Raw genomic sequence first — 22,330 nt, 5'->3', positions numbered from 1 at the left:
ATTAAACCCCCTTCAATATCAAAATCCAGTCATTCCCTCTTCCGCTTGTTGGGGCTGTAAAACGTTCAATGCCTTGATTCAGTATTGCTAAATCGGAAGAAACATCTATTGTTTCTCCTGTTCTCGGACAGAACCATGTTGCTTTCACATGCTTGCCCTCAATATACCCCATGACCACGTCCACATACAAGCCATTGGGCAGATAAATGTAAGCGCTATATTTATTCTGTAGACTCACTGCTCGATTCTCCCCTGCCCGATTCTGATGAATCTGATCCAGGTTAGGGCGCAGATCCGAGCTAAGTTCCTGTTCAAGTAATGTACGTACATGCTGCATCTGTTCTGCTCCGGGACGATGTAACGCCTCTCGCCAATTCATAATGAAATAATCTCCTTGACGATTGGACTCTACAAGATCATTCGTACCTTGATACATGGACCATACGGAATGGTGACCGTAGGTATGACCGAATGCCCCTGAAAATAGCGCATAGTATGCGGCCTTCCTCACATCTGTGGCATCAAAATAACCCTGCTCTCCACGAAATCCGATAGGAATGTCTTCGTAACATGGCTCGGCATCAAGTGTTGGCTTCACAGGCTTTCGTTCATAGTCCTGCCGTACACGCCGATCATTGGTGATCTCTCGTTCGCCGTGACCCGATTGGATCATATTAAAGTCTAGCCATGGCTCATCATGGAGCTGTCTCGAGGATGAATCACATCCAGGTGGATGAAAGGTCATCAGTTGCATCGCACCACCTTCTTTTAATCCTCTCGCCATTGAAGTAACAACGTCAAAGTGACTCTTGGTCTCCAGCGGGCGATCTCCTCCAAGTACCCAAATGACTTGCGGGTGTGAGCCATATCGTTCACCTAGCCATTTTCCATACGTAAAAGCATGTTCTGGCGTAAAAATCTCCGGCCCTTTTCCCCACTTCTGATTGAACTTGTCGCCCCAAGTCGGCAGCAGCGCAACATAGAGCCCATGACTGGCAGCAAGCTCAAGCATGGCATCCACATGATGCCAATATGAATATACCCCATCGATATCCGGCCGGATTGGATCAGGTTGACCCTGTTCATCCATATATAAAGGCAGCCTGCCATAAGCATTTTCGGTTGTGATTCCGCTGAATTCAGCCAGTAGAACCGTCTGGATGACCGTGAAACGTTGGGCAGCTCTTGTACGCAAATAATGTTCGCTTTCTTCCCGGTTCAAACGATGCAAAAGCTCCCATGCTGTATCCCCAAGCCAGAAAAAGGGAACACCCTGCGTTGTTTCCAGATATCGTCCATTCGCAGACACACGAAGTGCTGTAAGTTTATGATTTTTTGGGACGTTTACATGAGGGTTGGGTTGATGACTTGTTTCTGTTCCTATTCCTGTTCCATAATTAGTGTTTGGCAAACTCGCACACATCGTTTTGAACACCCCTTTAGTGGTGAAGATTTTGCTCGAAGTAAATCTACATTGAAATTTCCTTACGTTTGATTACGAGCTGTTTCCTTATAAAAAGCATAAAAGTCTCTTTTGCTTTCGTAAAGACTGTTTTAACGTATAATCGTTCAACCGTGCTTGGTTTTGTTCAACCTCATCTGCTTTTTCAACCGATCCAAAGGATAATTCAATTCTGTATTATATTGTAAACGATATCATTTGAGATGCTGCTAATGGTATTGAAGCTATAACCGTACCCTATTGTTAACGCCTTTACGGAAGTACACAAAAAGGACGAAGCAGTATGAATCTGCTTCGTCCCTTTTGACACTGCGTAAGTTGTGTTGTGGATTATTAACTCGCTCACCTCAAAGAACAAGCGACCTTCCAACCACTGTTTTATTGCGTTTTCCCCATATTAACCAGATTTACATCAGACAGTATAATTGTGGTATCTGATTGCTCAGTACCGTCGATCTTACCCATGTCAAACACAATTCGGCTGTTCGCATAACTCGCCTCGGTCGCTTGGAAGGTAAACGTGAACTCTTGTTCTTCCGTAGTCAAATTCATTCGATCACCGTAGAACCCAGTCCATTTATAGTTTGCATCTACATCTACCCAGCCAATACCGACGCCCATCTTGCGTGCATGATCCGCTTTTGCTTTAAAGGTCAGTTTATACGTGTAGCCCTGCTGCATGGAAAAACCTTCCTGGATCAATTGCCGATCCCATGGATTGTCCCCGACTTGACCGATCTTGGCTAGCAACTTCTGATTATCCGCGCTGAGCACCAAGTCTTCCGGTTTATTACTTGCCGCATACGGGAACCAACCAGTCGTTCCTTGCGTAAAGTCACCATTTTTGATCAAATTGACATGTACAGGTTGACCTCCCTCATCTGCGCCGGGATTGACCTCAAACAACATTACATTTTGAATGGATACAACGTGTTCGGCGGCCAGCTCCAGTGACTTACCTAGACCGAAGTTTAACAAGCCTGCCTCATCCGCCGTATCTCCCATAGTAAAGGTGTAGGCATATGGCTGTTTTGTTGTTGTTAGCTCGGCCGCCTGTTCCAAATACTTCACTTCATCACTGCCCGCCTTGGATACAACGACCTGCATCGATTTTGCTGTCGAAGCCGAAGCATCAAAGCTCAGACGATACGATTTACCTGCTTCAAGCGAGAGATTTCTTTGCTGTAATATAACGTCCCACCAATTCTGGGTTGTACTAGGCACAGTCAAGCTAATACCTTGCTCAGTGCTATATGTTGCTTGTGGAGGGTTGGTGTCGGGTGTAAGGACCCAATCCGATGTTTCTGTACTGAGCTCGCCGTTCTTCACTTTACTTAGTGAAATGTCCAGCCAGCGAGTGTTGTATTCGTTTCCTTCAAAATTCACGTAATACGTTGTTCCTGCTTTTAGAGGTACAGAAGGGAAATATACCGTTTTGTACGTTTGCCAGCCGCCTGTATCTCCTAACGTCAGATTAGAACTTGCCACGGTATGGCCTTCTTCATCTTTGACTGTAAAACGTACCTTTGCATCCGATTTTGCACTTGCCATCCTTGTTGAGAAGGCGTATGCACCTTCATTCGCTGCTGTAATTTTGAATTGAAGCAAATCTCCTTCATCCATATAGCTAACATGCTCGCCGCCTTCATCGGAATTTTCAAGCTGTAATCCCTGCATGACGTAAGCATCTGCGGCAGGAATATGAGTATAATTCTGAATCGCTACCGGTTTGCCACGTTTCGTCAGGCGTACATTATCCACATAAACCTTGCCAGAGCTGCCTCCAAACAAAAGCTTCAAAGTAGATGTTGCTGTTGCTTCCCCCTCTCCGATCACAATTTCACCAGTGTATGTTTTCATCTCAGACCCGATCTGAATCTGCTGTCCTTGATTCATTTGAACGTTATGGCCCTCCTCGGTAGATAGACCGATATCCATAACGCCTGTCGTATCTGCCTTGGCATCAAACGAGAACCCGTAGGTCGTGTTACCTTCCAGCTTCATACCAGGCTGAACGACGGCAACTTGTTCCGGTTGACCATTTGTTTTCTTCACATCGACAACAAGCTGTCTCTCCATAATCGGGAATTTCAAGAAGTTATTGACGGATACCTGTGCTTCAGCACCCGACTGAATTTCAGTGTTCCAGAAGCCGAGCCGTTGTTTCCCTTGATCAAAAGTACCATTAAATACGTAATTACCATCCGGGAGTGCTTTTCGTTCCACTGGGAGTGGATCTGCATCAGCAATCTCCTTTAACCTTACGTTGGTTACCCAGACATCGCCTTCGTTCAATCCCAGATTAAATTCGAAGCGTGCATTGTTGTCTGAACCATTGCGCATGTTGAATTCATATTCATATGGTTGCCAATCCGTAGTGACTGAAAAAGATTTTTCTTCAGAATAGTTCGTCCAGCTTTTCTCAAACTGAGTTACTTTGGAGCGGATAACCCGGTTTGCAGAAGCTTTTGCTTCAAACTGAACTTTATATTTTTTGTCTTTCTTGATATACATCGGCATTTGAGTTAACTGAACCGAATACGTTTCCGTTCCAGCTTTGGAGATCGTTACTTTGGCTGCTTTGCCTTTCGCTTCATCCTCTACGACTTCAACCTTGCCCTCTCCGCCTGCATTCGTAATGAACTTCCAGTCGGCAGGAACACCATTTGCATCTGCACCTTTGGTGAAGCGTTCATTATAAATCTGGTTATCATCCGCTTGCGGTGCGCGCTGTTGCTCAGGCTCAATCGGACTGGAAGTCACGTCAGGCCATTGATCCATATTTTTATATGAATACACTCGCACAAAATCCACATTCATCTTTTCGGAAACAAAGTGACTCTCCGGTGATCCCGGCCAGTCTCCGCCAACCGCAAGGTTGAGAATGAGATAGAACGGGCGATCAAACGGTGCAGGGAACGTGTAGCTTTCCGGCTGTCCGGCCGCCGTTGTCTGCCAGTTGTTAATCTGATGATGCAGTTTGCCATCCACATAGAACCGGATCATGCCTGGCAACCATTCTACCTGGAAATCATGATATTCATCGGCAAACGATTCACCTTGAGGCAATGTGAATTTTCCTTGATCATGTCCGTGAGAGCCATCGGCTTTTTTCGAATCATAATGAATGGTGCTGTAAATCTCGTGATCTTTGTTTTTGCCGCCGATCAGCTCCATAATGTCAATCTCACCGGAAGCAGGCCATCCTCCATAATGGGCTTCATCCGTAGGCATCATCCAAATTGCTGGCCACATGCCCTGCTGGATGGGAAGTTTGGCTCTAACAACGACTTTTCCGTACGTCCAGTCACCCTTCTCTTTTGTAATCAGTTTACCGGAAGTATAGTTTTTGCTGCCCTTCTGCTCCCGCTTTGCTTCAATCTGCAATACATTGCGGTTACCATCCTTCACAATACGTGTATTATTCGGGCTATAATATTGCAACTCATTGTTGTACACAAGCTCCGTATCCTGAACGGTCCACTTGGATGCATCCACGGAAGACGCATTGAATTCATCATTCCAAACCATTTCCCAATGCTCATCCGGAATGGTCGTTGCCGGAATCGGTTTTTCACCAGAAGGATTGCTTGGTTCGGATGGTGCCGTTCCGCCTGAGTTGGAAGAGCCGCCCCCGCCTGAGCTAGAACCAGTACTACTGGTAGAAGTATTCGGCGTAGAAGGTTTGGGTTGTTCAGACTGTTCTGTCCCAGGCGTAATACTGTCCTTGTATTGTCCTGGTGAAAGCGCTTTCCCATTAAGCGATACGCTCGCGGCATCGACTTCGAGAAGCTTGATATGACCTTTACCGTCAATAGCCGAATTGCGGGCTGTGCTATTCACTTTTAGTGAATTAATCGTACTCTCAGCAGACAACTCGACTGTAGCTTTTTGTTCAATAAACATGTTTTCAATTTGAGTTGTCCCTGTGATTTTCACATGTACTGGACTCAGGTTTTTGTCCACCACAACTCGATTCAGTTTGGAGTTATGAATATCGATCGAGTGGTTTCCTCCGCCCTTCACGATTACACTCCCAGTGACCGTTACTCCGTCGAGCATCACTGTACCTTCTCCAATGGCTTCTGTAAGGAGCAAGTTGCCGTTAACCGTTGTATTCTTCAGCGTCACATCTTCTGAGCGGACAATCAGATTACCCTCTACGTTGGATTCATAAGTACCTGGTTTGCTTTTAATATCTGTTATCAACGTAGACATAATCGTAGCAGCTTCTGCTCTCGTAATGTTGGATGCAGGTGCGAGATTCCCGTTGTATCCGTTTACAATTTTATTTTTCACAAAGTAGTTCATCGCATTTCTTGCATAGTCAGCTACATCTTTGTCGTCTTTAAACGCAGTACCGAGCGACTCACTTCCTGTGGACAACTGAAACGCACGATCTGCCATCACGACAGCATCCTGCCGGGTAATCGGAAGCTGGGGCGACAGATGTGTTGCATCAGTTCCCTGAATAATGCCAGATCCACTTGCTCGTGTGATCGCTTCATAATACCAGTCTTTTTCACTAATATCTGTGTATGATGCCGCTCCGGGGCCTCCTGTGAATCCGAATACCCGATCGAGCATCACAACAAATTCGGCACGGCTGATACGTTCACTCGGTCTGAATGTGCCATCTGCATAACCTTTAGTGAGTGCCATATCCTGCATACGCATCACTGCATTTTCAGCCCAATGTCCCTGCAAATCTTTGTACGGTGCCCGAAGCAGGCTTGACGCCTGCTCCTGCTCCGTTACGGTTTGTTGCTTCATCTGTTCTGCCCCGATTACGGCTGGAGCTGCCAGTGAAACGATCATGCTTCCTGCTACGAGACAAGCCAACCTTTTTTTCACTCATATTCCTCCCTAGAATGTGTGGTCACTTACAGGGCAGTACTACTCTTTTACTGCCCCAATGACGATACCTTTAACGAAAAAGCGTTGTAAGAATGGATATATGACCAAAATCGGCAATGCCCCGATGAAAATCTGTGCTGCGCGAACCGTACGCTGGGAAACATTCTCCAGCATGGATGGGTCCACGTTGATTTTACTGAGGTCTTGCTGCACGATAATGGTTTGTAGCAAGGAAGCCAGTGGGTAATTTTTGACATCAGACATATAGATCATGCCGTCGAACCAAGAGTTCCACTGACCTACCATGGTAAACAAGGACAAGGTTGCAATCGCTGGCATGGACAGCGGTATATATACAAGCGCCAGCGTTTTAATGTGACCTGCTCCATCCAGATAAGCCGCTTCCTCCAGCTCTTTAGGCAGACCGCGGAAGAAGTTCATCATCAGAATAACATTCCATACGGACAGTGCACCTGGAAGTACAAGTGCCCAGATCGTATCCATCAGACCAAGCTTTTGGATCAGAATATAACTCGGGATCAAACCTCCACTGAACAAAATCGTAAATACAAAGAACCAGGTGTAGATCGAGCGGCCTTTGAAATTGAGATCTTCCTTCGACAGCGGGAATGCGGTAAGTAACATAATCACCATACCAATCACGGTAGCAATGACTGTTCGTTTAACCGAAACTAGCAAGGAATTAATGAAATTTGAATTGCCGAACGTTTTGACATATGCATCTGTCGTAAAACCAATCGGCCAGAAGCCGACCAGATTGGCTGAGGCGGGTGCCATGCTACTGAACGAAACGGCCAAAATATGAATGATAGGCAGAATGCAGAGCAGTGATAATACGCCGAGAAAAATATAGTTCGCAACGCTGAATATTCGATAGCCTTTTGTTTTGTAATACAAGCCCTTTTCTCCTCTCTACTAGAACACGCGGTAATTCGCCAATTTGTAAGCCATGCGATATGAGATAACGATCAGAATGGTTGCCACGACCGATTTGAACAGCCCTACAGCCGTTGCGAAGCTCATTTTGCCGTTTAAGATACCAAGACGGTATACGAAGGTATCGATGATATCACCTTTGTCATAAACGAGCGGATTGTAGAGGTTAAATACCTGATCGAATCCTGCATTCAAAATGTTTCCGATGGAGAGTGTCATGAGTACGATTGTAATTGGCATCAGGGCCGGAATGGTAATGTGCAGTGTTTGTTTGAACCGGTTTGCACCGTCCACTTCCGCAGCTTCGTACAGTGCCGGGTTAATGCCGGACAGAGAAGCCAAAAATACAATCGTGCCAAAGCCAAACTCTTTCCAAACATCACTAACAATCAGTGTTATCCGAAACCACGTTCCATCCCCCAGGAAAAAGATCGGATCTCCTCCCAGTGCAACCACCAGTTTGTTGACCATGCCGCCCTGCGGCGATAGAATATCAAGCAATATTCCGCCCAGGATTACCCATGACAGAAAGTGCGGAAGATACACCAGTGTTTGACTGACCCTTTTAAAGGCATTTAAACGAACTTCGTTCAACAAAATCGCGAACAGGAATGGAGCAATTAAACCTGCGATGATTTTGAAAAATGCAATGACCAATGTATTCCAGATGACCTGGCCTACGTCCGGGTATAAAAATAAATACTTGAAATTATCCCAACCTACCCATTTGGATTCGGTAAATCCGAGGTATGGTTTAAAATCCTGGAAAGCAATCACAATCCCGCCCATTGGTATGTACTGAAATACAATTGCCAGCAAAACCGCTGGTACGAGCATCAAATGCAAGGACCAATTCCGTTGCATGTTCCAGCGCTGTCTTGCCTTGATGGCACGCCCTTTGCGAGGCGTTTCTAACGTATGTTCCTTCACCCCTACATCCCCCATGTTCTAAAATTTGTATTTTACAAGTGGATATGAACTTGTATATTAAAATTATAGCAACGGTTATTAGCAATCTATATCCTAATATTGCAACAACGATAACAATATTTTAATGAGTTGAGGAGGCCACGCATTGTTCGCTCGTCTGAATGTCTTTACCAAAATTACACTGTTATTTGTAGCATTGCTTGTCCTGGTTTTATTCCTGTACACCTATTCGAACCGGGAAAGTGTACGAGTGATTGAACACGAAATTCAGAACAATACTATGAATCATTTGTCCACTTTTGCCGACTCTGTAGAATCCAATATTTACCAACTATCTCTCTATGGGATGTCCATTGGACAAGATTCCAGCATACAGGAATATCAGCGCCCGGATTACAAAGATGTGCCTTATGAACGGGTCAAAGTTGGAAGTGCTATTCTTGAAAAAATGAATCTGTATAATGCAGCCAGCAAATGGCATTCCACCATCACCCTTTATTTTCCAAGGTTGCAAAAAGTCATTTCCACGGATTATTATGCTTATATCCCGTATGAAGAGAATGAATTTTCCAAGCCACTTTCGAAATCATGGGCATACAAGCATAATCAATTTGAGTGGTACACGACCGATCCAACGACAGCGATCGACACTCCTGGGAAGTCGAGACTGATTACCAAGATTAGCTTTCCCGTGTATCATCTGACCAGCATGCTGGATCAGAACAAATTGAATAACAAAGGTGACCCTTTTATGTTCCACCCCGAGTTTGGCTTAATTAGCAACACTAGTGGAAATGGCACTTTGACTGCGATTCATTCCAAGCTGAAAGAAATGACTTTGCAGGAAAAAGGCGGATTCACCACGACTCTTGACCGTACAGAGTACTATGTCTCGTACATACATTCAGACAGTCTGGGATGGTACTATGTAGACTACGTGCCTATGCAGCAAATTCTAGGGCCGATCACGAATAGTCGCAATCTCTTCTACGCTTCCATAGCCGTTTTGATTGCCATGAGTGTTGTGGTGTTGTATGTGCTGTATCGAAGTGTGCAGCTTCCATTGCTTCAACTCGTAAAGGGAACGAACCGTTTGTCGACTGGAGATTTCTCCGTTCGTCTGCATCATTCGTCACGTAATGAATTCAGTTTATTGTTTGCACGATTTAACATCATGGCGCAGCGAATTCAGGAGCTGATTGAGAACGTGTACGAAGAACAGCTCCGAAGACGTGAAGCCACTTTGAAGCAGTTGCAATCACAGATTAACCCGCATTTTCTATACAATTGCCTCTTCTACATCAAAAATATGGCAAGGATGAAAAATGAGAAAGCCGTTGTGGCGATGGCGCTGAATTTAGGTGAGTATTATCGATACATCACCAGATCCGAGAATGATCAGGCCACCATTAAAGAAGAGCTGACCATGGTGAAAAATTACCTGGAAATCCAGGCGCTCCGGCTGGAACGCATGCATTTTACCATCGATGTACCGGACGATATGCTACATAAAACGTTACCCCGTTTAAGCTTACAACCTATCGTTGAGAACGCTATCATCCATGGCATTGAACCTCGTACTGAAGACGGTCATATCAACATAACAGGCTATCATACGGATGAAATGTGTACGATCACCGTCGAGGACAGCGGGCTAGGTATGACCGAGAATCAGATGCAAGAGTTGGTCGATAATCTGAACAAACCGCTTGATGGCAACATGGGATGCGGAACTTGGAATGTTCATCAGCGTTTGTCTTTTTTGTATGGTGAAAATGCGGGTCTAAGTTATGAACATACGCCTGGAGGAGGCGTTAAGGTAAGCATTACATGGTACAACAATATCAATGAGTAGGTGAAGTACATGTTACAAATTTTGTTAGTTGATGATGAACGTTCGGTTGTAGAAACGCTGGCGGAAACCATTCCGTGGGAAACCTGTGGAATCGGTACTGTACATGAAGCCTTGTCAGGTGCCGTAGCACTGGAAATTATGGAGAATCATGATATTGATATCGTAATCACGGATATTCGCATGCCGGAGATGTCCGGTATTGAGTTGATTACGGCCATTCACGAAAAATGGTCGCATGTGCAGACGATTTTACTCTCGGGCTTTGCCGACTTCGAATACGCCAAACAAGCGATGGCTCAGGAAAGCTTTGATTACTTGCTGAAGCCTGTAAGTGATGAAGATCTGATTGAAACCGTACAGCGGCTTGTTGACCGGATCAAGCAAAAATGGGAAGCAGCAGCCTCCTATCAACGTGCCTTACATGCATTCCAGGATAACTTGCCTTTATTGCAATCTACGATGCTTCATGAATTGCTAACTGGAAAAACCTATTCTCCCTCCGCACTCGCAGATAAGCTGGAATTACTAAATTTGCCCTATTCGGTTGGCGAGGAACTTGGCATGCTTGTCATTCGGATGGAAGAGCATCTATCCGAGATGGCTGACAATGATCTTTCGCTGATGCAATATGCGATTAGCAACATTATCAGCGAGGTGACGCAGCACCATTTTCATATGTGGCATACGCGGGATGTTCATGATTATCTGGTTGTGCTGGTTAGTGTCAAAAAAGGCGGCATGATTAGTTTCAGCAAAGAGGAAAAACCTCAAGCGTTGCTGGAGCATTACGCTGCCCAAATTCAGACAAACGTACAGTTATATTTAAAAGGAGCTATTTCAATCGCAGTCTCTCACTGGGGCAAGTTCCCTAATGAGATTGGAGAGATTTATGAGGGTGCTGTCAGATCCATGCGGAAGCGTATGGGGCATGCACAAGGTTTGTTTATTACGGCTTCGGATGATAAGGATGTACATCCCCTCCCTGCCATCCGCTCTCTGTACAAGCCTCCAACCCTAATCAGTCTTCTGGAGGCCGGTCGCTTTGATGATGTGGAACAGAAGATTGAGATCATTTTCGAGGAATTGCTCGAATCAGCACAGCATCATGATATCGCAGAAACAACGATTGAGGTTTATCATGCTTTGGCTGGGGCCTTTGCTTATATCATCCATAAGAACGGAAAACAGATCTCTTCTGTCCTGCCTGCCGAAACGTATAAATACTTCCAGGCTCCGAGCTATGCTACGGCCCAGCAGTTAAAAGACTGGTCGATCCGTACACTGCATTCCATCAGTGAAGACGCAGAACAAGAGCTTAAGGACAATCACAGCACCATCGTTCGCAGTGTCAAAAGCTTTGTGGATCTGCATCTGGCTTCCGATGTCTCCTTACCGGCTATTGCCGAGCATGTCCACCTGCACCCCGTGTATCTATCCAAAGTGTATAAGGCAGAGACTGGAGAAGCGCTGACAGCCTATGTCTATCGGTTACGGATGGAAAAAGCAGCTTACTATTTGCGTTCGTCTAGCGCCAAGGTATTCGAAATTGCGGAGCTTGTGGGTTACAACAACACGGCATATTTTATTCGGGTATTTAAAAAGTTTTACGATCTGACACCGCAGGAATATAGAGAGAATCTGCCGGTGTGAAGCAAAAAGGCCTCGCTGGAATGGTTTCCAGCAAGGCCTTTTCTTTGTACTTTTCCACCTGCTTTAGTAGCTTGGTTAGAATGAAATAACGGATAAGATTTAGTTACTACGCTCGTACTTACTTTCCGCTAGTAACGGATTGGTACCACTCATTAACTTCCTTCGTATTTTGATCTCCACCGGAAGATTTCCACTTCTCTACAAATGTATCAAAAGCATCAACCGGAGCTTTACCATAGATGATTTGCGAGAAAAGGTCCTTCTCCATTTTGGTTAAGATGTCGTTGTTCATTTGCATGGACATCGTTGGTGCACCTGTGAACATCTGTTTTAAAGCAATATCTTTTTGATCCTGAACAATCTTGGCCGCTTCCACCATTGCTTCCGGTACGCCAGACTTAAGTTTTTTCTCGAAAGGCGTTGTTGCTTCTTCACCGTTAGCAAATTTCGCAAGCGTGGCCATGTTCAGACTCGGGATACGTGCACCATCAAACGTTAAGGTGTATTTCTCAGGTGCATAACCGCCTGTCACACTAGCATCCGTTGTTGGTTTGCCGTCTTTCATTGCCCAGTCATAACCTTCAGCGAAGCCGTGTTCGAATTCATCACCTGCTTTTGGATTTGCATAGTGATCAAACAGATAGTTTTGATATGTGAAAAAGACTTCTGGGTTCTTCATATCTTTGTTAATCAGAACTACACCGTTGTCATTCGCGGTACCGCGTCTGCCTGCCTTACCATCAGGTCCAGATGGAATCGGGTAAGCTTTGTACTCCGCTTCCGGATTGTTTTTCTTCACATCTTCGAGCGGCCATGACGGCATCCAGTGAGGTCCGACAACAATTCCTGCTTTACCTGCAGTAAACTCTTCTGCTGCTTTGGTTTCATCATATACCCCAGCTTCTTCTGGAATATATCCCTTTTTCATCCAGTCAGCCAGTGTTGCCAAAGCTTGTTTTGCTCCTGGATTTACAGAACCGTACTCCAGCTTACCTTCTGCGTTCAGATTCCACTGATTTGGCATCGTGCCGTAGGCTCCGAAGACCCAACCAGCATCAGACATCCATGTGCTGAGCCAGTTTTTGAATCCGATGGTCAGACCGTAGGTATCTTTTTTACCATTACCATCTGGGTCTTTATTCGTAAACGTTTCCATAATCACTTCAAGATCAGCCAGCGTTTCAGGTGCTTTCAAATTAAACTTCTTCATCCAATCCTCGCGAATCCACATCACTGGATCACTATTGTAGGAGTAATCCAGAATCGGAATACCAATTCGTTTACCATCCTGCATATACGGATACCATACGGAAGGATCTTCATTCACGGCTGCTTTCCATGTATCACTTGCGTATTTGTCAAACAATTCTCCAGCATCAACGAACTTGCCCGTTTCAATCAGCTCACGTGCCAGATTGAAGTCACCGCGATACGAGATAATGTCCGGCATTTCTGCATTGGAAGCCAGCGACAGACGAAGCTTCGTTTCAAACGCGTTGTTGGTGGATGGTGACACCCATTGATTTTTCAATTCAATGCCGAGCTTGTCTTTTGCCCATTTCGTGTGTACGTTATTGTCTTGATCTTCACCAGATTTGAATTTGATTTCGGGTCCCCAAGGACGCAAATAAGTAAGTTTTACGGGTGGATCATACTTCCCGTCCTTCAATTCCAGTGCAGTACTCGGTGTGCTCGGTGCAGCCTCTTTACTTGCTCCACTGTTACATCCGCTCAGAACTGCTGAAAGCGCCAACATTCCTGCCAAAGCCAAACCGCCAATCTTTCTTTTCTTGATTGTTCTCAACTTGTGTGTCCCCCTGTATGTAGTGATGTTGTCTACAGAGTCCATCATAATGAATGAACCATATGGATGCCCATACTAATATTGCAACATTTATTGTATTTATTTAGGATATTAAAAAGTGAATACATATGTTGCATTAGTACAATGTCTTACTTCTGTCTCTCTTGTCTATTAGGGGGAAAACACTTGCGGGTAATCACTCTTCCAAGCACCCATGCAGCCAATTAAGCAATACTTAACACAAGTGATCACACTGATGCCCTCATCCGTTTCATATTCGACTGAAATATTGATGTCGGATTTGCGCCAAGCCAGATAAGGGCCACTACCGCCAAGCCAGTCACCTTGCTCATAGATATCCGGTTGACCATTTGCTTCAATCCACTCGTCAGGTGTTGCATTCATCGTTATCCCTTTAGGCAATTTTCCGGCAAACGGTTTTTTAATTCGATCATCCGAACCCGGTGCAAGAAAATAAATCGCTCCAATGATCCACTCATCCGTAGGGAGATCATCACGTCCGGTTAACGTATTGATTTTGGGGGAGCGATACACATCAATACGCACAGATGCTTTAACAGACCAGATGATGTCATCCTGAAAAGGAGCGTCTGGCTTCGCTATTCTTTTTACACCGAAAGATTCCAGTAAGGTTTGTACCTGCTTAGCATCATATGGTTGACCTAACAGCTCTATAAACTGCTCGGAAGCTTGGTTGTTATTCGTATCGTTTTGCTTATTCATGCTCATGGTTCTCCATCCTCTCGAGTTGGATCGATTTTGCCCTTTTCCTTCATCATCTTACGTTTTATTCGTTCTGTAAAGATTGAAAATGAACATTAAAAAAACAGAGGAGCATGGGATGAGATCCCCTCCTCTGTTTCATGTGGCTATATGGCTACTCCTGAGTAGTCTAAGCTTCTGTTAATTACTTGTATACTTCACCCAATCATATTCAGCATGCAACGGGTTAGCGCCATTATATGACCCAAGCCAGCTGTCCACGCCAGTTCCGTTCCAGATATTCATCATAATTTTACCTGGTGTTTTTGGAATGTTGGTAGTAGCCGTATGCTTCAGCACACCATCCACATACCACTTGATATGCCCTGGCTGCCAATCAAACGCATACGTATGAAATCCTTGGGACGCATCAAATCCCAGATTTACGATTTTCTCATGATTTCCGACGCCGTTGGTATAATAATTGAATTGGACTTTTGTTGTGTCTTTACCCAAGAATTCGATATCAATCTCGTCCCATTGTGTGCCATGTGCAGGACCTGTGTAGGTGAAAAAGGAGGATACAATACCTGTGTTTTTGGCAGGTTTCATGCTTACCTCATATAGCCCATACCCGTAAGTATTCGTTGACCGATATTCTCCGCAATCAAACTTGTTGTTTGAAGGACTTGTCAGACTCAACCGCAACTTGCCATCATTCGTAAAATTAGCATTGTTCGCCCGCCACGTACAATTGAACATGGAACCGTTGGAATACCCATCAGCCTTCTGCCAGGTACTTGCATTGTGATACGTCAGTGGTTCCCAAAACACCCATCCCGCGAAAGCGCTTACCGAAATAAATAATGAAACCACACCCGATACCATTAATGTGAACCATGTCTTCTTCTTCATCATACACCTCCATTACGGTTTCCAACCATGTAAACCAATGAGTGAAACTACCCTTTCGCTCTTAGATTTAACAGCTACTCGCTCGATTCAAACATTTTTGTAAAGCGCTTACATTGGGTGGTATTTCCATTTTATACGGTTCATAATTGGCGAACTATAGCAAAATTGAAAGAACGCATATTCATTTTTAAAGATGGTTAACCCTTTCCGAGACGAAATGCCAAAAGGCCCATCGATAAGGAACGGGCCTCGTTATTTACTACGTACGACTCGTAATCCCTGATCGGGACCGAGACCGTTGGCATCAAATTTTCCTGGATATGAAATCTCTTCTGTATTTACACTACTAACCCAGCCGCCTCCCTTGCTGACTCTCCAAGTATTGTCAGGGGTTTCCGGATGACTGAACCATTCCCAGCACCATTCTCTAACATTACCAGACATATCATAAATGCCAAGCTCATTCGCTTTCTGCTGACCGACTGGCTTCGTTTGATTCCGATTGTTTTCAATGGCAGGCCAATTCCAGTCTCCTGTTAACGGTTTGTCTCCGGCATTCATCCAGTACCATGCTACCTCATCGGGATTATTGCTCCCGCTATAGGTAAAATTCTGACTTTTTTGCCCACCGCTGGCCGCGTATTCCCACTCTGCTGTAGTTGGCAGACGATACCCGTTCGCGTCTTCATTTATGGTTACTGTCCATTTTATATTATCATTTTCATTTTTATTCTCGGGGTCGGTAGTTTCTTTATCAATCGTATAATACGGCTCCAGATTTTCCTTAATGCTCCGTGCGTTGCAATATTCTATTGCACTATACCAGCTCACTCTTTCAACGGGTCGCTCTTCACCTTTGAAACCGGAGGGGTTGTCCCCCATAACATCAGCCCATTGCTTCTGAGTCACTTCATATTTGCCGATGTAAAAGTCGGAAATTGCGATATCTTTGCCACTGAAACTCGTTTTATTACTCTTGAATTCCCCACCTTCTACCAATACTAGATCATCGCTCACGGTGGTACTGCTGCCTGTCGAACATGCACTTAATCCAACAACGGCTGCGATGAGTAGAAATGCCATCCACTTTCTCATCTGGAAGTCTCCTTTAAAACGGAAATTGAGAGCAAGACAGATCCGCAGACCTGTCTTGCTCGAATCTAGCTCAAAATACGAAAGGTTGTGGAGATTACCAAACCGTTACGTTGGCGTTACCGCTACTTTGGTATCCTTCAGTCGCCATCACTTGATAGGACCAGCTACTACCCAGATTCATGCCTTTGCTCGCCCAAGCATTAACGTGGTTTCTGAACGTAATCTGAGAGTTTACACCGATACCACGTTTGGATTGTCTAACACTCCAGTATTGCGGGAATGTTGAATATCCATCAATGGATGGAGCATTGTATCTCATCGTTGTGTAAATGTCATAGGTACCGCCGTCACTGTTTACCGTACCTTTGTAAGTTCCTGTCGGGCGGTATGTGCCCCAGTTATCCACTACGTAATATTCAATAAGCGCATTTCGTGTCCAACCATAAAACGTCAAATATCCATTACCGGACGGTGCGAATACGCCTGCATTGTAGTTAACCACGCGATTAGGTGAGCCGTATGTCCAGCCCTTACCAACAACAAAGTTTCCGGTATTTTGCCAGCTCACACTGTAGTTTCCGCCAGCCCCGTTCACGGAATTAACTGTGCCTCCCCCATCTGTCCAGTTCTGCCAGTAATCTGTAGCACCTGTCGTAGCGGCGAACACACCAAAACTCATGGAAGCTGCAAGAACAACGGTCAACAATTTTTTGCTGAATTTGAACATAGGGAAAACCCTCCTGATATTTTAATTTTTTTGTCCACTTACCTGAAGAGACGCTGTGAAAAAAGATGAAGATCATTCTTCCACACGGGCCAGTCATGTCCTCCGCTCTCTTCATACCAAATATGAGGTACCCCTTGCTGCTTCAAATACTCATGAACATCAACGCTAATCTGAATCAGATTATCCTGATCTCCACAAGACACCCAAAGCAATGAAAGGAGTGATGAAGCTTGAGCCGGATCAGGAATAAGTACCTCCGGTGCTTTGGTGTTTGGCGCTGCTGAAAAAGCCCCCACCCATGCAAAATGATCCAGGTTTCGGAGCCCAATGTTTAAGGACTGTCCTCCCCCCATGGACAAGCCGGCAATAGCTCTCTTGTCCCTCGATGAAGCCGCTGGGTAACGAGACTGCACATGCGGGATAAGATCCTGAATCAGATCCGATTCAAATCGTTCGAATGCCCGAATTTTCTCAGGATCAAAGAGATCGCCTTCTGCCCGGTCGTTAGACATCGCACGCCCATTGGGGCAAACGACAATCATTGGCTCTATGAGATTTTCGGCGTAGAGGTTGTCCAGGATGATTGCTGGAGAGCCATATGTATGCCACTCCTTCTCATCCCCTCCAATTCCGTGCAGCAGATAGAGTACCGGATAGGTAAGGTCCGAAGAAAAACCTGGCGGTGTATATACCATCGCTTTACGCACGTTGCCAACCGCCTTGGAATCATACTCTATCGTTTCGACCACACCGCGTTTTATGTTATTACGATACTGGTCAAAACCAGCAGATGCTGAAGCTATCATTTGTTTTACTCCCTTCACGGTTAGCATAATCCTCTAGACTTCACACCAGGTTTCCGCTAATCAACGTAACCAAAACCTAGAACTGTAAAATGCTTGTCCTCATGTTCTGGTGCCATGTCAATCTCGATAAGATGCTCATCGACTTCCGAATTACTAAACAGAAGCATTGCATGGCAGTGTGTCCAGTTTACTTGATGAGGATCAGCCTGTTTGGCTAGTTCACCATCCACCTTGATATGGGCCGTTCCAAACATATCGCTGTCTGAGTCCTTAAAGATCAGGATGAGTCTGCTGCACCGCAAATGCAGTTTGAAACCCTGCAGCGTTGTTTTTTCACCAGGCACATACATCCAGTTATTCGGAAAAAGCGGCGTACCATAATCATGATCGTCCAGCTCGGTCATCTGCAATTCTGTGTCTATGTGACAGAAGCTTCCTGACTCGATTTGGGCGATCTGCTCCCCATTTTTCCGATCCAGCAGTTTAACATTTACATAATCATTTCCAATAATCGGTAACTTCGTTAATTCATCTTCTTTCTGATCGAGATTTGTGCGGTCTGTAATGCGAAACAGATTCGCCAAAGCATCGGCCATAATCCGATGCCCCACATTAGTGGGATGATAGATATCATGGAAATACTGCTCTTTGGTTATGACGCCACCTTCATCTTTCGTCTTCTGAAATTGCTCTACAAGAGCATCCTTCATGCTCACCATGGGCAGATCATAATGAAAGCCAACCGGAGCTAGACGATCCTGAAGATTCCAATCATTTTTAAAGACACTGAAAAGCAGGATGACTGCTGGCTCGTTATCCGAAGCAAGCGCTTTCAACACTAAACTTTCGTAACAATTTCCACGTGTTTCATCGTCAGCATCATTTACTGAAAACTCGATAATGACAATGTCCGGTTCCACGCTGCCATCCCGGAGCACATCCCGCTCATAACGAATGACGCCAAGTTGCGAAGGCGTCCCGCCTACACCCGCCTTAATTAGCCGAACCGTATTACTGTCCATAGGCGCGAACATTTTTTTGAAATGTTCATAGGAGTGATAGGCATAACTTTGGAGATGAATCGGTGTTGCACCAGCGCCATGAGTAATGGATCCGCCAATATAAGCTATAACAACAGGTTCACCACGTTTGGCCTTCTCGATCGCTCTCTTTAATCTGACGTTATTCCCTAAACTAAGGAGTGATCTGTCGATCATGTCAAGATAAGCGGGAGAATCATAATCAAAGTCAGCCTCAAACGATGAAACTGTAACTTGTACGGGGTCACGTGGTGCATGGGTTCCTTGATTCTCATCTACATCTCCTGAATCGCCAAGCATGTTACATCCTCACCAACCTTCCAGCGAAAATTTACACTCTGAATATTGCTATGTGAAGAAACCTAGACTTCATTATGTCGATATCAGGCGGTTCCTTCTCTCCGAGTGTAGCGCTTACATAATTTAACAACAACCTGATAAACTATAGGACTTGACTAAATATATCATCCATATCACAAAATGGAAATAGATGGTATATGACACCTATAATTTTCCATGTAAACGCTTTAATTTGAGTAGTATTACGAATGATATACTTGCATATATAAGTATTTTGAAGGAGGAACTCATGAATATCACAGGAAAAGGCGCTTGTGAGACAGGTACATATGTTAATCTTTTTCACAAATCGGGATATAGCGAAGAAGAAATCAGTGCAAGGCTGGAACAGACGTGGAAAGATCTTTTTTATGGAGATGAAGATACGCGAATTTACTATCCTGTTGGTGAAGACAAAGGTTACATGCTGGACACGGGAAATGACGATGTTCGTTCCGAAGGTATGTCCTATGGCATGATGATGGCTGTACAGATGGACAAGAAAGAGGTATTCGACCGTTTGTGGAATTACGCAGTGACATATATGCAACACAAGGAAGGACGATATAAGGATTATTTTGCGTGGCATTGCAAGCCAGATGGTACACGGCTCTCTCCAGGGCCTGCTCCTGACGGTGAAGAATTCTTTGCCATGGCGTTATTTTTTGCCTCCAATCGCTGGGGTGATGGGCAGGCCCCTTATGATTACAAAACTCAAGCTCAAAAGATTCTACATGCCTGTCTGCATCAAGGAGAACAAGGTGAAGGCGATCCCATGTGGGAGCCGAGTAACAAGTTGATCAAGTTCATACCCGAGATTCCATTTAGTGATCCTTCCTATCATCTTCCCCATTTTTACGAACTGTTTGCCGAATACGCGAATGAAGAAGATCGCACATTCTGGAAAGAAGCTGCTGAAGCTAGCCGGGCATATTTACATAAGGCCTGTCATCCGGTCACCGGGCTTTCACCTGAATACGCTAATTATGACGGAACTCCTGCCCCCGTCCAGCCGCATGGCGATTTCAGGCATTTTTACAGTGATGCCTATCGTGTAGCAGCTAATATTGCCCTAGACTGGGAATGGTTCTGTAAAGATTCGTGGCAAGTTGAACAATCCAATCGGATTCAGGCCTTTTTCAGTAATATCGATGTATCAGATTATCGCCGTTACACGATTGAGGGTAAGCCTTTTGACGAACCCGCACTGCATCCCGTAGGTTTGCTGGCAACCAATGCGATGGCTTCACTCGCAGCAGATGGCCCTCATGCAGATGCATTTGTTCGGTTATTCTGGAACACACCGCTCCGCCAGGGAAAACGTCGTTATTATGATAACTGTCTTTATTTCTTCACGATGCTCGCCTTAAGTGGAAGATATCGGGTGTATTAATATAATATTTTCTATAGCTTGCTGCAACGGCTCTGGTACTGATTGAGGCATAGACCTAAACGATAAAAGACGGGCCCCACCGCATGCTGCGAGTAAGGTCCGTCTTATCTTTGTTTTTTATTTGGATGACACGGATGATGCATCATAAGCAGACTGCATAATTTCTAGAAAACGATTCATATTCAGCCCTTCCAGTCCTTTCACGTACGCATCCCAGTCTTTATCCAAACTCTTTGCGCCTGTAACAAATTGTAACGCATTCTGGTCGATATAATCCTTGATATTCGTTTGCATCATGCTGGTTTCATCCGCAAGGGATGGATCAACCCACAATGCCCAATGCGGGAAAACCTCTTTGGGTTCTTTACCTTCCATTAACAATGTAGCTTCGTACAGACGACGTTCATACCCGTCATCGGCATAGATGTCTGTTCCCTGTACTTCTGCATCGCGATATGCCCGGTGATGATTGTACTGGCTTAATGCAGCCCAGCTGTCATTACGAGGTTCTTCACCGGATGGTAGCGGAATGGCTTTATAGAGCGGCTGCACCTGATCGTTCAGAGCCACTTCTCCCTCTTCCGGTTTGCGCCAGCTTGTGCCTTCTTCTCCGAGATATGAAGCCATAGCTCCTTCTTGGGTGTAGAAGTAGTCCAGCATTTTGATGGCTGTAATTTGCGTTTGCTCACTGGCTTTGTTAGTCAATACAAATGTTGCACCCGGATCAACCGGATAGTTATACGATGCATATTCAGCGTTTGGTCCTTTTAATGGCGGAATCGGATTGTAATCATTTCCGTACGGTGACCCTTCAGCTGTAGTCACGAATAGGGATGGATGCATAGCCGCGCCTGCACCCAGAAGCTGCGCATCGGCATTATCTCCAATTTTTTTGAAGGCACCGACATTCTGTGTAAAAGCACCCGGATCAATCAGACCCTCGTCATATAAGGATTTGATGTACGTAAGACCTTCTTTCCACTCCGGTTTATTCGCTACCGTTTCAACTTTGCCTTGATTCAGAATGAGGTAGTTCCGGTCATCGTCATAGATGAAACCATTCATCAGATAGGGAATAATGTGTACACCAAAGTTCTCTGTAGAACCACTCAGCGGTACTTCATCTGCCTTGCCGTTTCCGTTCGGATCTTTCGTTTTAAACGCTTTCAGCATTTCCCGGAACTCTTCGGTCGTTGTTGGTTCTTTGATATTCAGCTGCTCCATCCATTTGGTATTCACCCACATCTTGTTTGGATACGAACAGTGGAAACACTCATTCAGCCCGGTCAGTCCATAGATTTTACCGTCTGGTGCAGTATTCATCGCTTTGTAATACTCATTGCTATCCAGCACCTTCTTGATGTTAGGCGCATGCTGATCAATCAGATCGTTCAGCGGCAGGATTACGCCCTGTTGCCCGAACTTCAACAAGTCAGTCTGCGAGAAACGATCCACCCAAGGAATGAGCAGGTAGAGATCCGGATAGTCTCCGGAAGCAAGGGAGATCTGTCTTTTTTCAGCTGCTCCATCAAAAGGAACTGTCGTCCAGTTGAACTTGATATTGAACTTTTCCTCCATTTTCTTCGTGAATTTATTGGTTGCAAGGTTCATATCCGATCCTTGGTGCACAAACACATTCATCGGGACTTTTCCATTCGCGTCCACTTCACCACTGCCTTTTTCCGAAGACGAGCAGCCTGCAAGTACCAACGTAAGAAGCAACACGCAAGCGAGTATCGATGCACTTGTTTTCCTCAATAAAATCCTCTCCCTTATG

15 protein-coding genes are annotated in these 22,330 nt (G+C 45.0%); 3 read left to right on the top strand and 12 right to left on the bottom strand.

Features of this window, described 5'->3' with window-relative positions:
• Window position 1: 1 nt before the first annotated feature.
• The 4 genes from AC1VYS_RS14365 to AC1VYS_RS14350 all read right to left on the bottom strand — a co-directional run bounded on the left by AC1VYS_RS14365 (window position 2) and on the right by AC1VYS_RS14350 (window position 8,206).
• Entirely contained in the window at window positions 2-1,411 is a 1,410-nt protein-coding gene (locus AC1VYS_RS14365; protein ID WP_482934532.1) for a glycoside hydrolase family 140 protein, read from the bottom strand.
• A 429-nt stretch (window positions 1,412-1,840) separates the two neighbouring features.
• The gene (locus tag AC1VYS_RS14360; RefSeq protein WP_482914826.1) at window positions 1,841-6,316 is read right to left on the bottom strand and encodes a carbohydrate binding domain-containing protein; all 4,476 of its coding nucleotides are present in this window, start codon (window positions 6,314-6,316) and stop codon (window positions 1,841-1,843) included.
• 42 nt (window positions 6,317-6,358) lie between these two features.
• Complete coding sequence (locus tag AC1VYS_RS14355; RefSeq protein WP_123063459.1) at window positions 6,359-7,237, bottom strand: carbohydrate ABC transporter permease; 879 nt, start codon at window positions 7,235-7,237, stop codon at window positions 6,359-6,361.
• Window positions 7,238-7,255: 18 nt separating this feature from the next.
• Entirely contained in the window at window positions 7,256-8,206 is a 951-nt protein-coding gene (locus tag AC1VYS_RS14350) for an ABC transporter permease (RefSeq protein ID WP_373323151.1), read from the bottom strand.
• A gap of 145 nt (window positions 8,207-8,351) precedes the next feature.
• On the opposite strand from AC1VYS_RS14350, the gene AC1VYS_RS14345 reads away from it, so the two are divergent.
• Window positions 8,352-10,061 (top strand): sensor histidine kinase, encoded by a 1,710-nt coding sequence (locus tag AC1VYS_RS14345; protein ID WP_482914825.1) that lies wholly within the window; start codon window positions 8,352-8,354, stop codon window positions 10,059-10,061.
• Window positions 10,062-10,070: 9 nt separating this feature from the next.
• The gene (locus AC1VYS_RS14340) at window positions 10,071-11,711 is read left to right on the top strand and encodes a response regulator (RefSeq protein WP_482914824.1); all 1,641 of its coding nucleotides are present in this window, start codon (window positions 10,071-10,073) and stop codon (window positions 11,709-11,711) included.
• A gap of 118 nt (window positions 11,712-11,829) precedes the next feature.
• On the opposite strand, the gene AC1VYS_RS14335 is transcribed toward AC1VYS_RS14340, so the two are convergent.
• The 7 genes from AC1VYS_RS14335 to AC1VYS_RS14305 form a co-directional block, all read right to left on the bottom strand.
• Window positions 11,830-13,515 carry an extracellular solute-binding protein gene (locus AC1VYS_RS14335; protein ID WP_482914823.1) on the bottom strand — a complete coding sequence of 562 codons (1,686 nt, stop codon included), beginning with the start codon at window positions 13,513-13,515 and terminating at the stop codon, window positions 11,830-11,832.
• Window positions 13,516-13,686: 171 nt separating this feature from the next.
• Window positions 13,687-14,259 carry a hypothetical protein gene (locus AC1VYS_RS14330; RefSeq protein WP_482914822.1) on the bottom strand — a complete coding sequence of 191 codons (573 nt, stop codon included), beginning with the start codon at window positions 14,257-14,259 and terminating at the stop codon, window positions 13,687-13,689.
• A gap of 180 nt (window positions 14,260-14,439) precedes the next feature.
• The gene (gene bglS / locus AC1VYS_RS14325) at window positions 14,440-15,153 is read right to left on the bottom strand and encodes a beta-glucanase (RefSeq protein ID WP_482914821.1); all 714 of its coding nucleotides are present in this window, start codon (window positions 15,151-15,153) and stop codon (window positions 14,440-14,442) included.
• A 252-nt stretch (window positions 15,154-15,405) separates the two neighbouring features.
• Window positions 15,406-16,248 (bottom strand): formylglycine-generating enzyme family protein, encoded by an 843-nt coding sequence (locus tag AC1VYS_RS14320; RefSeq protein ID WP_482914820.1) that lies wholly within the window; start codon window positions 16,246-16,248, stop codon window positions 15,406-15,408.
• 94 nt (window positions 16,249-16,342) lie between these two features.
• Window positions 16,343-16,975 carry a glycoside hydrolase family 11 protein gene (locus AC1VYS_RS14315; protein ID WP_090915975.1) on the bottom strand — a complete coding sequence of 211 codons (633 nt, stop codon included), beginning with the start codon at window positions 16,973-16,975 and terminating at the stop codon, window positions 16,343-16,345.
• Window positions 16,976-17,013: 38 nt separating this feature from the next.
• A complete protein-coding gene (locus AC1VYS_RS14310) occupies window positions 17,014-17,781 on the bottom strand; it encodes an alpha/beta hydrolase (protein ID WP_482914819.1) in 768 nt (255 codons plus the stop codon).
• A gap of 56 nt (window positions 17,782-17,837) precedes the next feature.
• Window positions 17,838-19,121, bottom strand: a complete 1,284-nt coding sequence (locus tag AC1VYS_RS14305) for an SGNH/GDSL hydrolase family protein (protein ID WP_482914818.1) — start codon at window positions 19,119-19,121, stop codon at window positions 17,838-17,840.
• Between the two features lie 289 nt (window positions 19,122-19,410).
• On the opposite strand from AC1VYS_RS14305, the gene AC1VYS_RS14300 reads away from it, so the two are divergent.
• Entirely contained in the window at window positions 19,411-20,553 is a 1,143-nt protein-coding gene (locus AC1VYS_RS14300) for a family 8 glycosyl hydrolase (protein WP_482914817.1), read from the top strand.
• A gap of 117 nt (window positions 20,554-20,670) precedes the next feature.
• Here AC1VYS_RS14300 and AC1VYS_RS14295 read toward each other — a convergent pair whose 3' ends face one another.
• Window positions 20,671-22,311: an ABC transporter substrate-binding protein gene (locus AC1VYS_RS14295; protein ID WP_482914816.1), complete on the bottom strand. Its 1,641-nt coding sequence runs from the start codon at window positions 22,309-22,311 to the stop codon at window positions 20,671-20,673.
• Between the last annotated feature and the right edge of the window lie 19 nt (window positions 22,312-22,330).

Source organism: Paenibacillus sp. G34 (genome assembly GCF_056856875.1).
The sequence above is the reverse complement of the archived record's forward strand: the minus strand, read 5'-3'. Positions and strand labels throughout refer to the sequence as shown.

Excerpts from the sequence above, each read along its gene's own strand:
- AC1VYS_RS14340 (WP_482914824.1), top strand. The coding sequence starts at position 10,071 with ATGTTACAAATTTTGTTAGTTGATGATGAACGTTCGGTTGTAGAAACG.
- AC1VYS_RS14330 (WP_482914822.1), bottom strand. The coding sequence starts at position 14,259 with ATGAATAAGCAAAACGATACGAATAACAACCAAGCTTCCGAGCAGTTT.
- bglS (WP_482914821.1), bottom strand. The coding sequence starts at position 15,153 with ATGAAGAAGAAGACATGGTTCACATTAATGGTATCGGGTGTGGTTTCA.
- AC1VYS_RS14320 (WP_482914820.1), bottom strand. The coding sequence starts at position 16,248 with ATGAGAAAGTGGATGGCATTTCTACTCATCGCAGCCGTTGTTGGATTA.
- AC1VYS_RS14315 (WP_090915975.1), bottom strand. The coding sequence starts at position 16,975 with ATGTTCAAATTCAGCAAAAAATTGTTGACCGTTGTTCTTGCAGCTTCC.
- AC1VYS_RS14310 (WP_482914819.1), bottom strand. The coding sequence starts at position 17,781 with ATGATAGCTTCAGCATCTGCTGGTTTTGACCAGTATCGTAATAACATA.
- AC1VYS_RS14305 (WP_482914818.1), bottom strand. The coding sequence starts at position 19,121 with ATGCTTGGCGATTCAGGAGATGTAGATGAGAATCAAGGAACCCATGCA.
- AC1VYS_RS14300 (WP_482914817.1), top strand. The coding sequence starts at position 19,411 with ATGAATATCACAGGAAAAGGCGCTTGTGAGACAGGTACATATGTTAAT.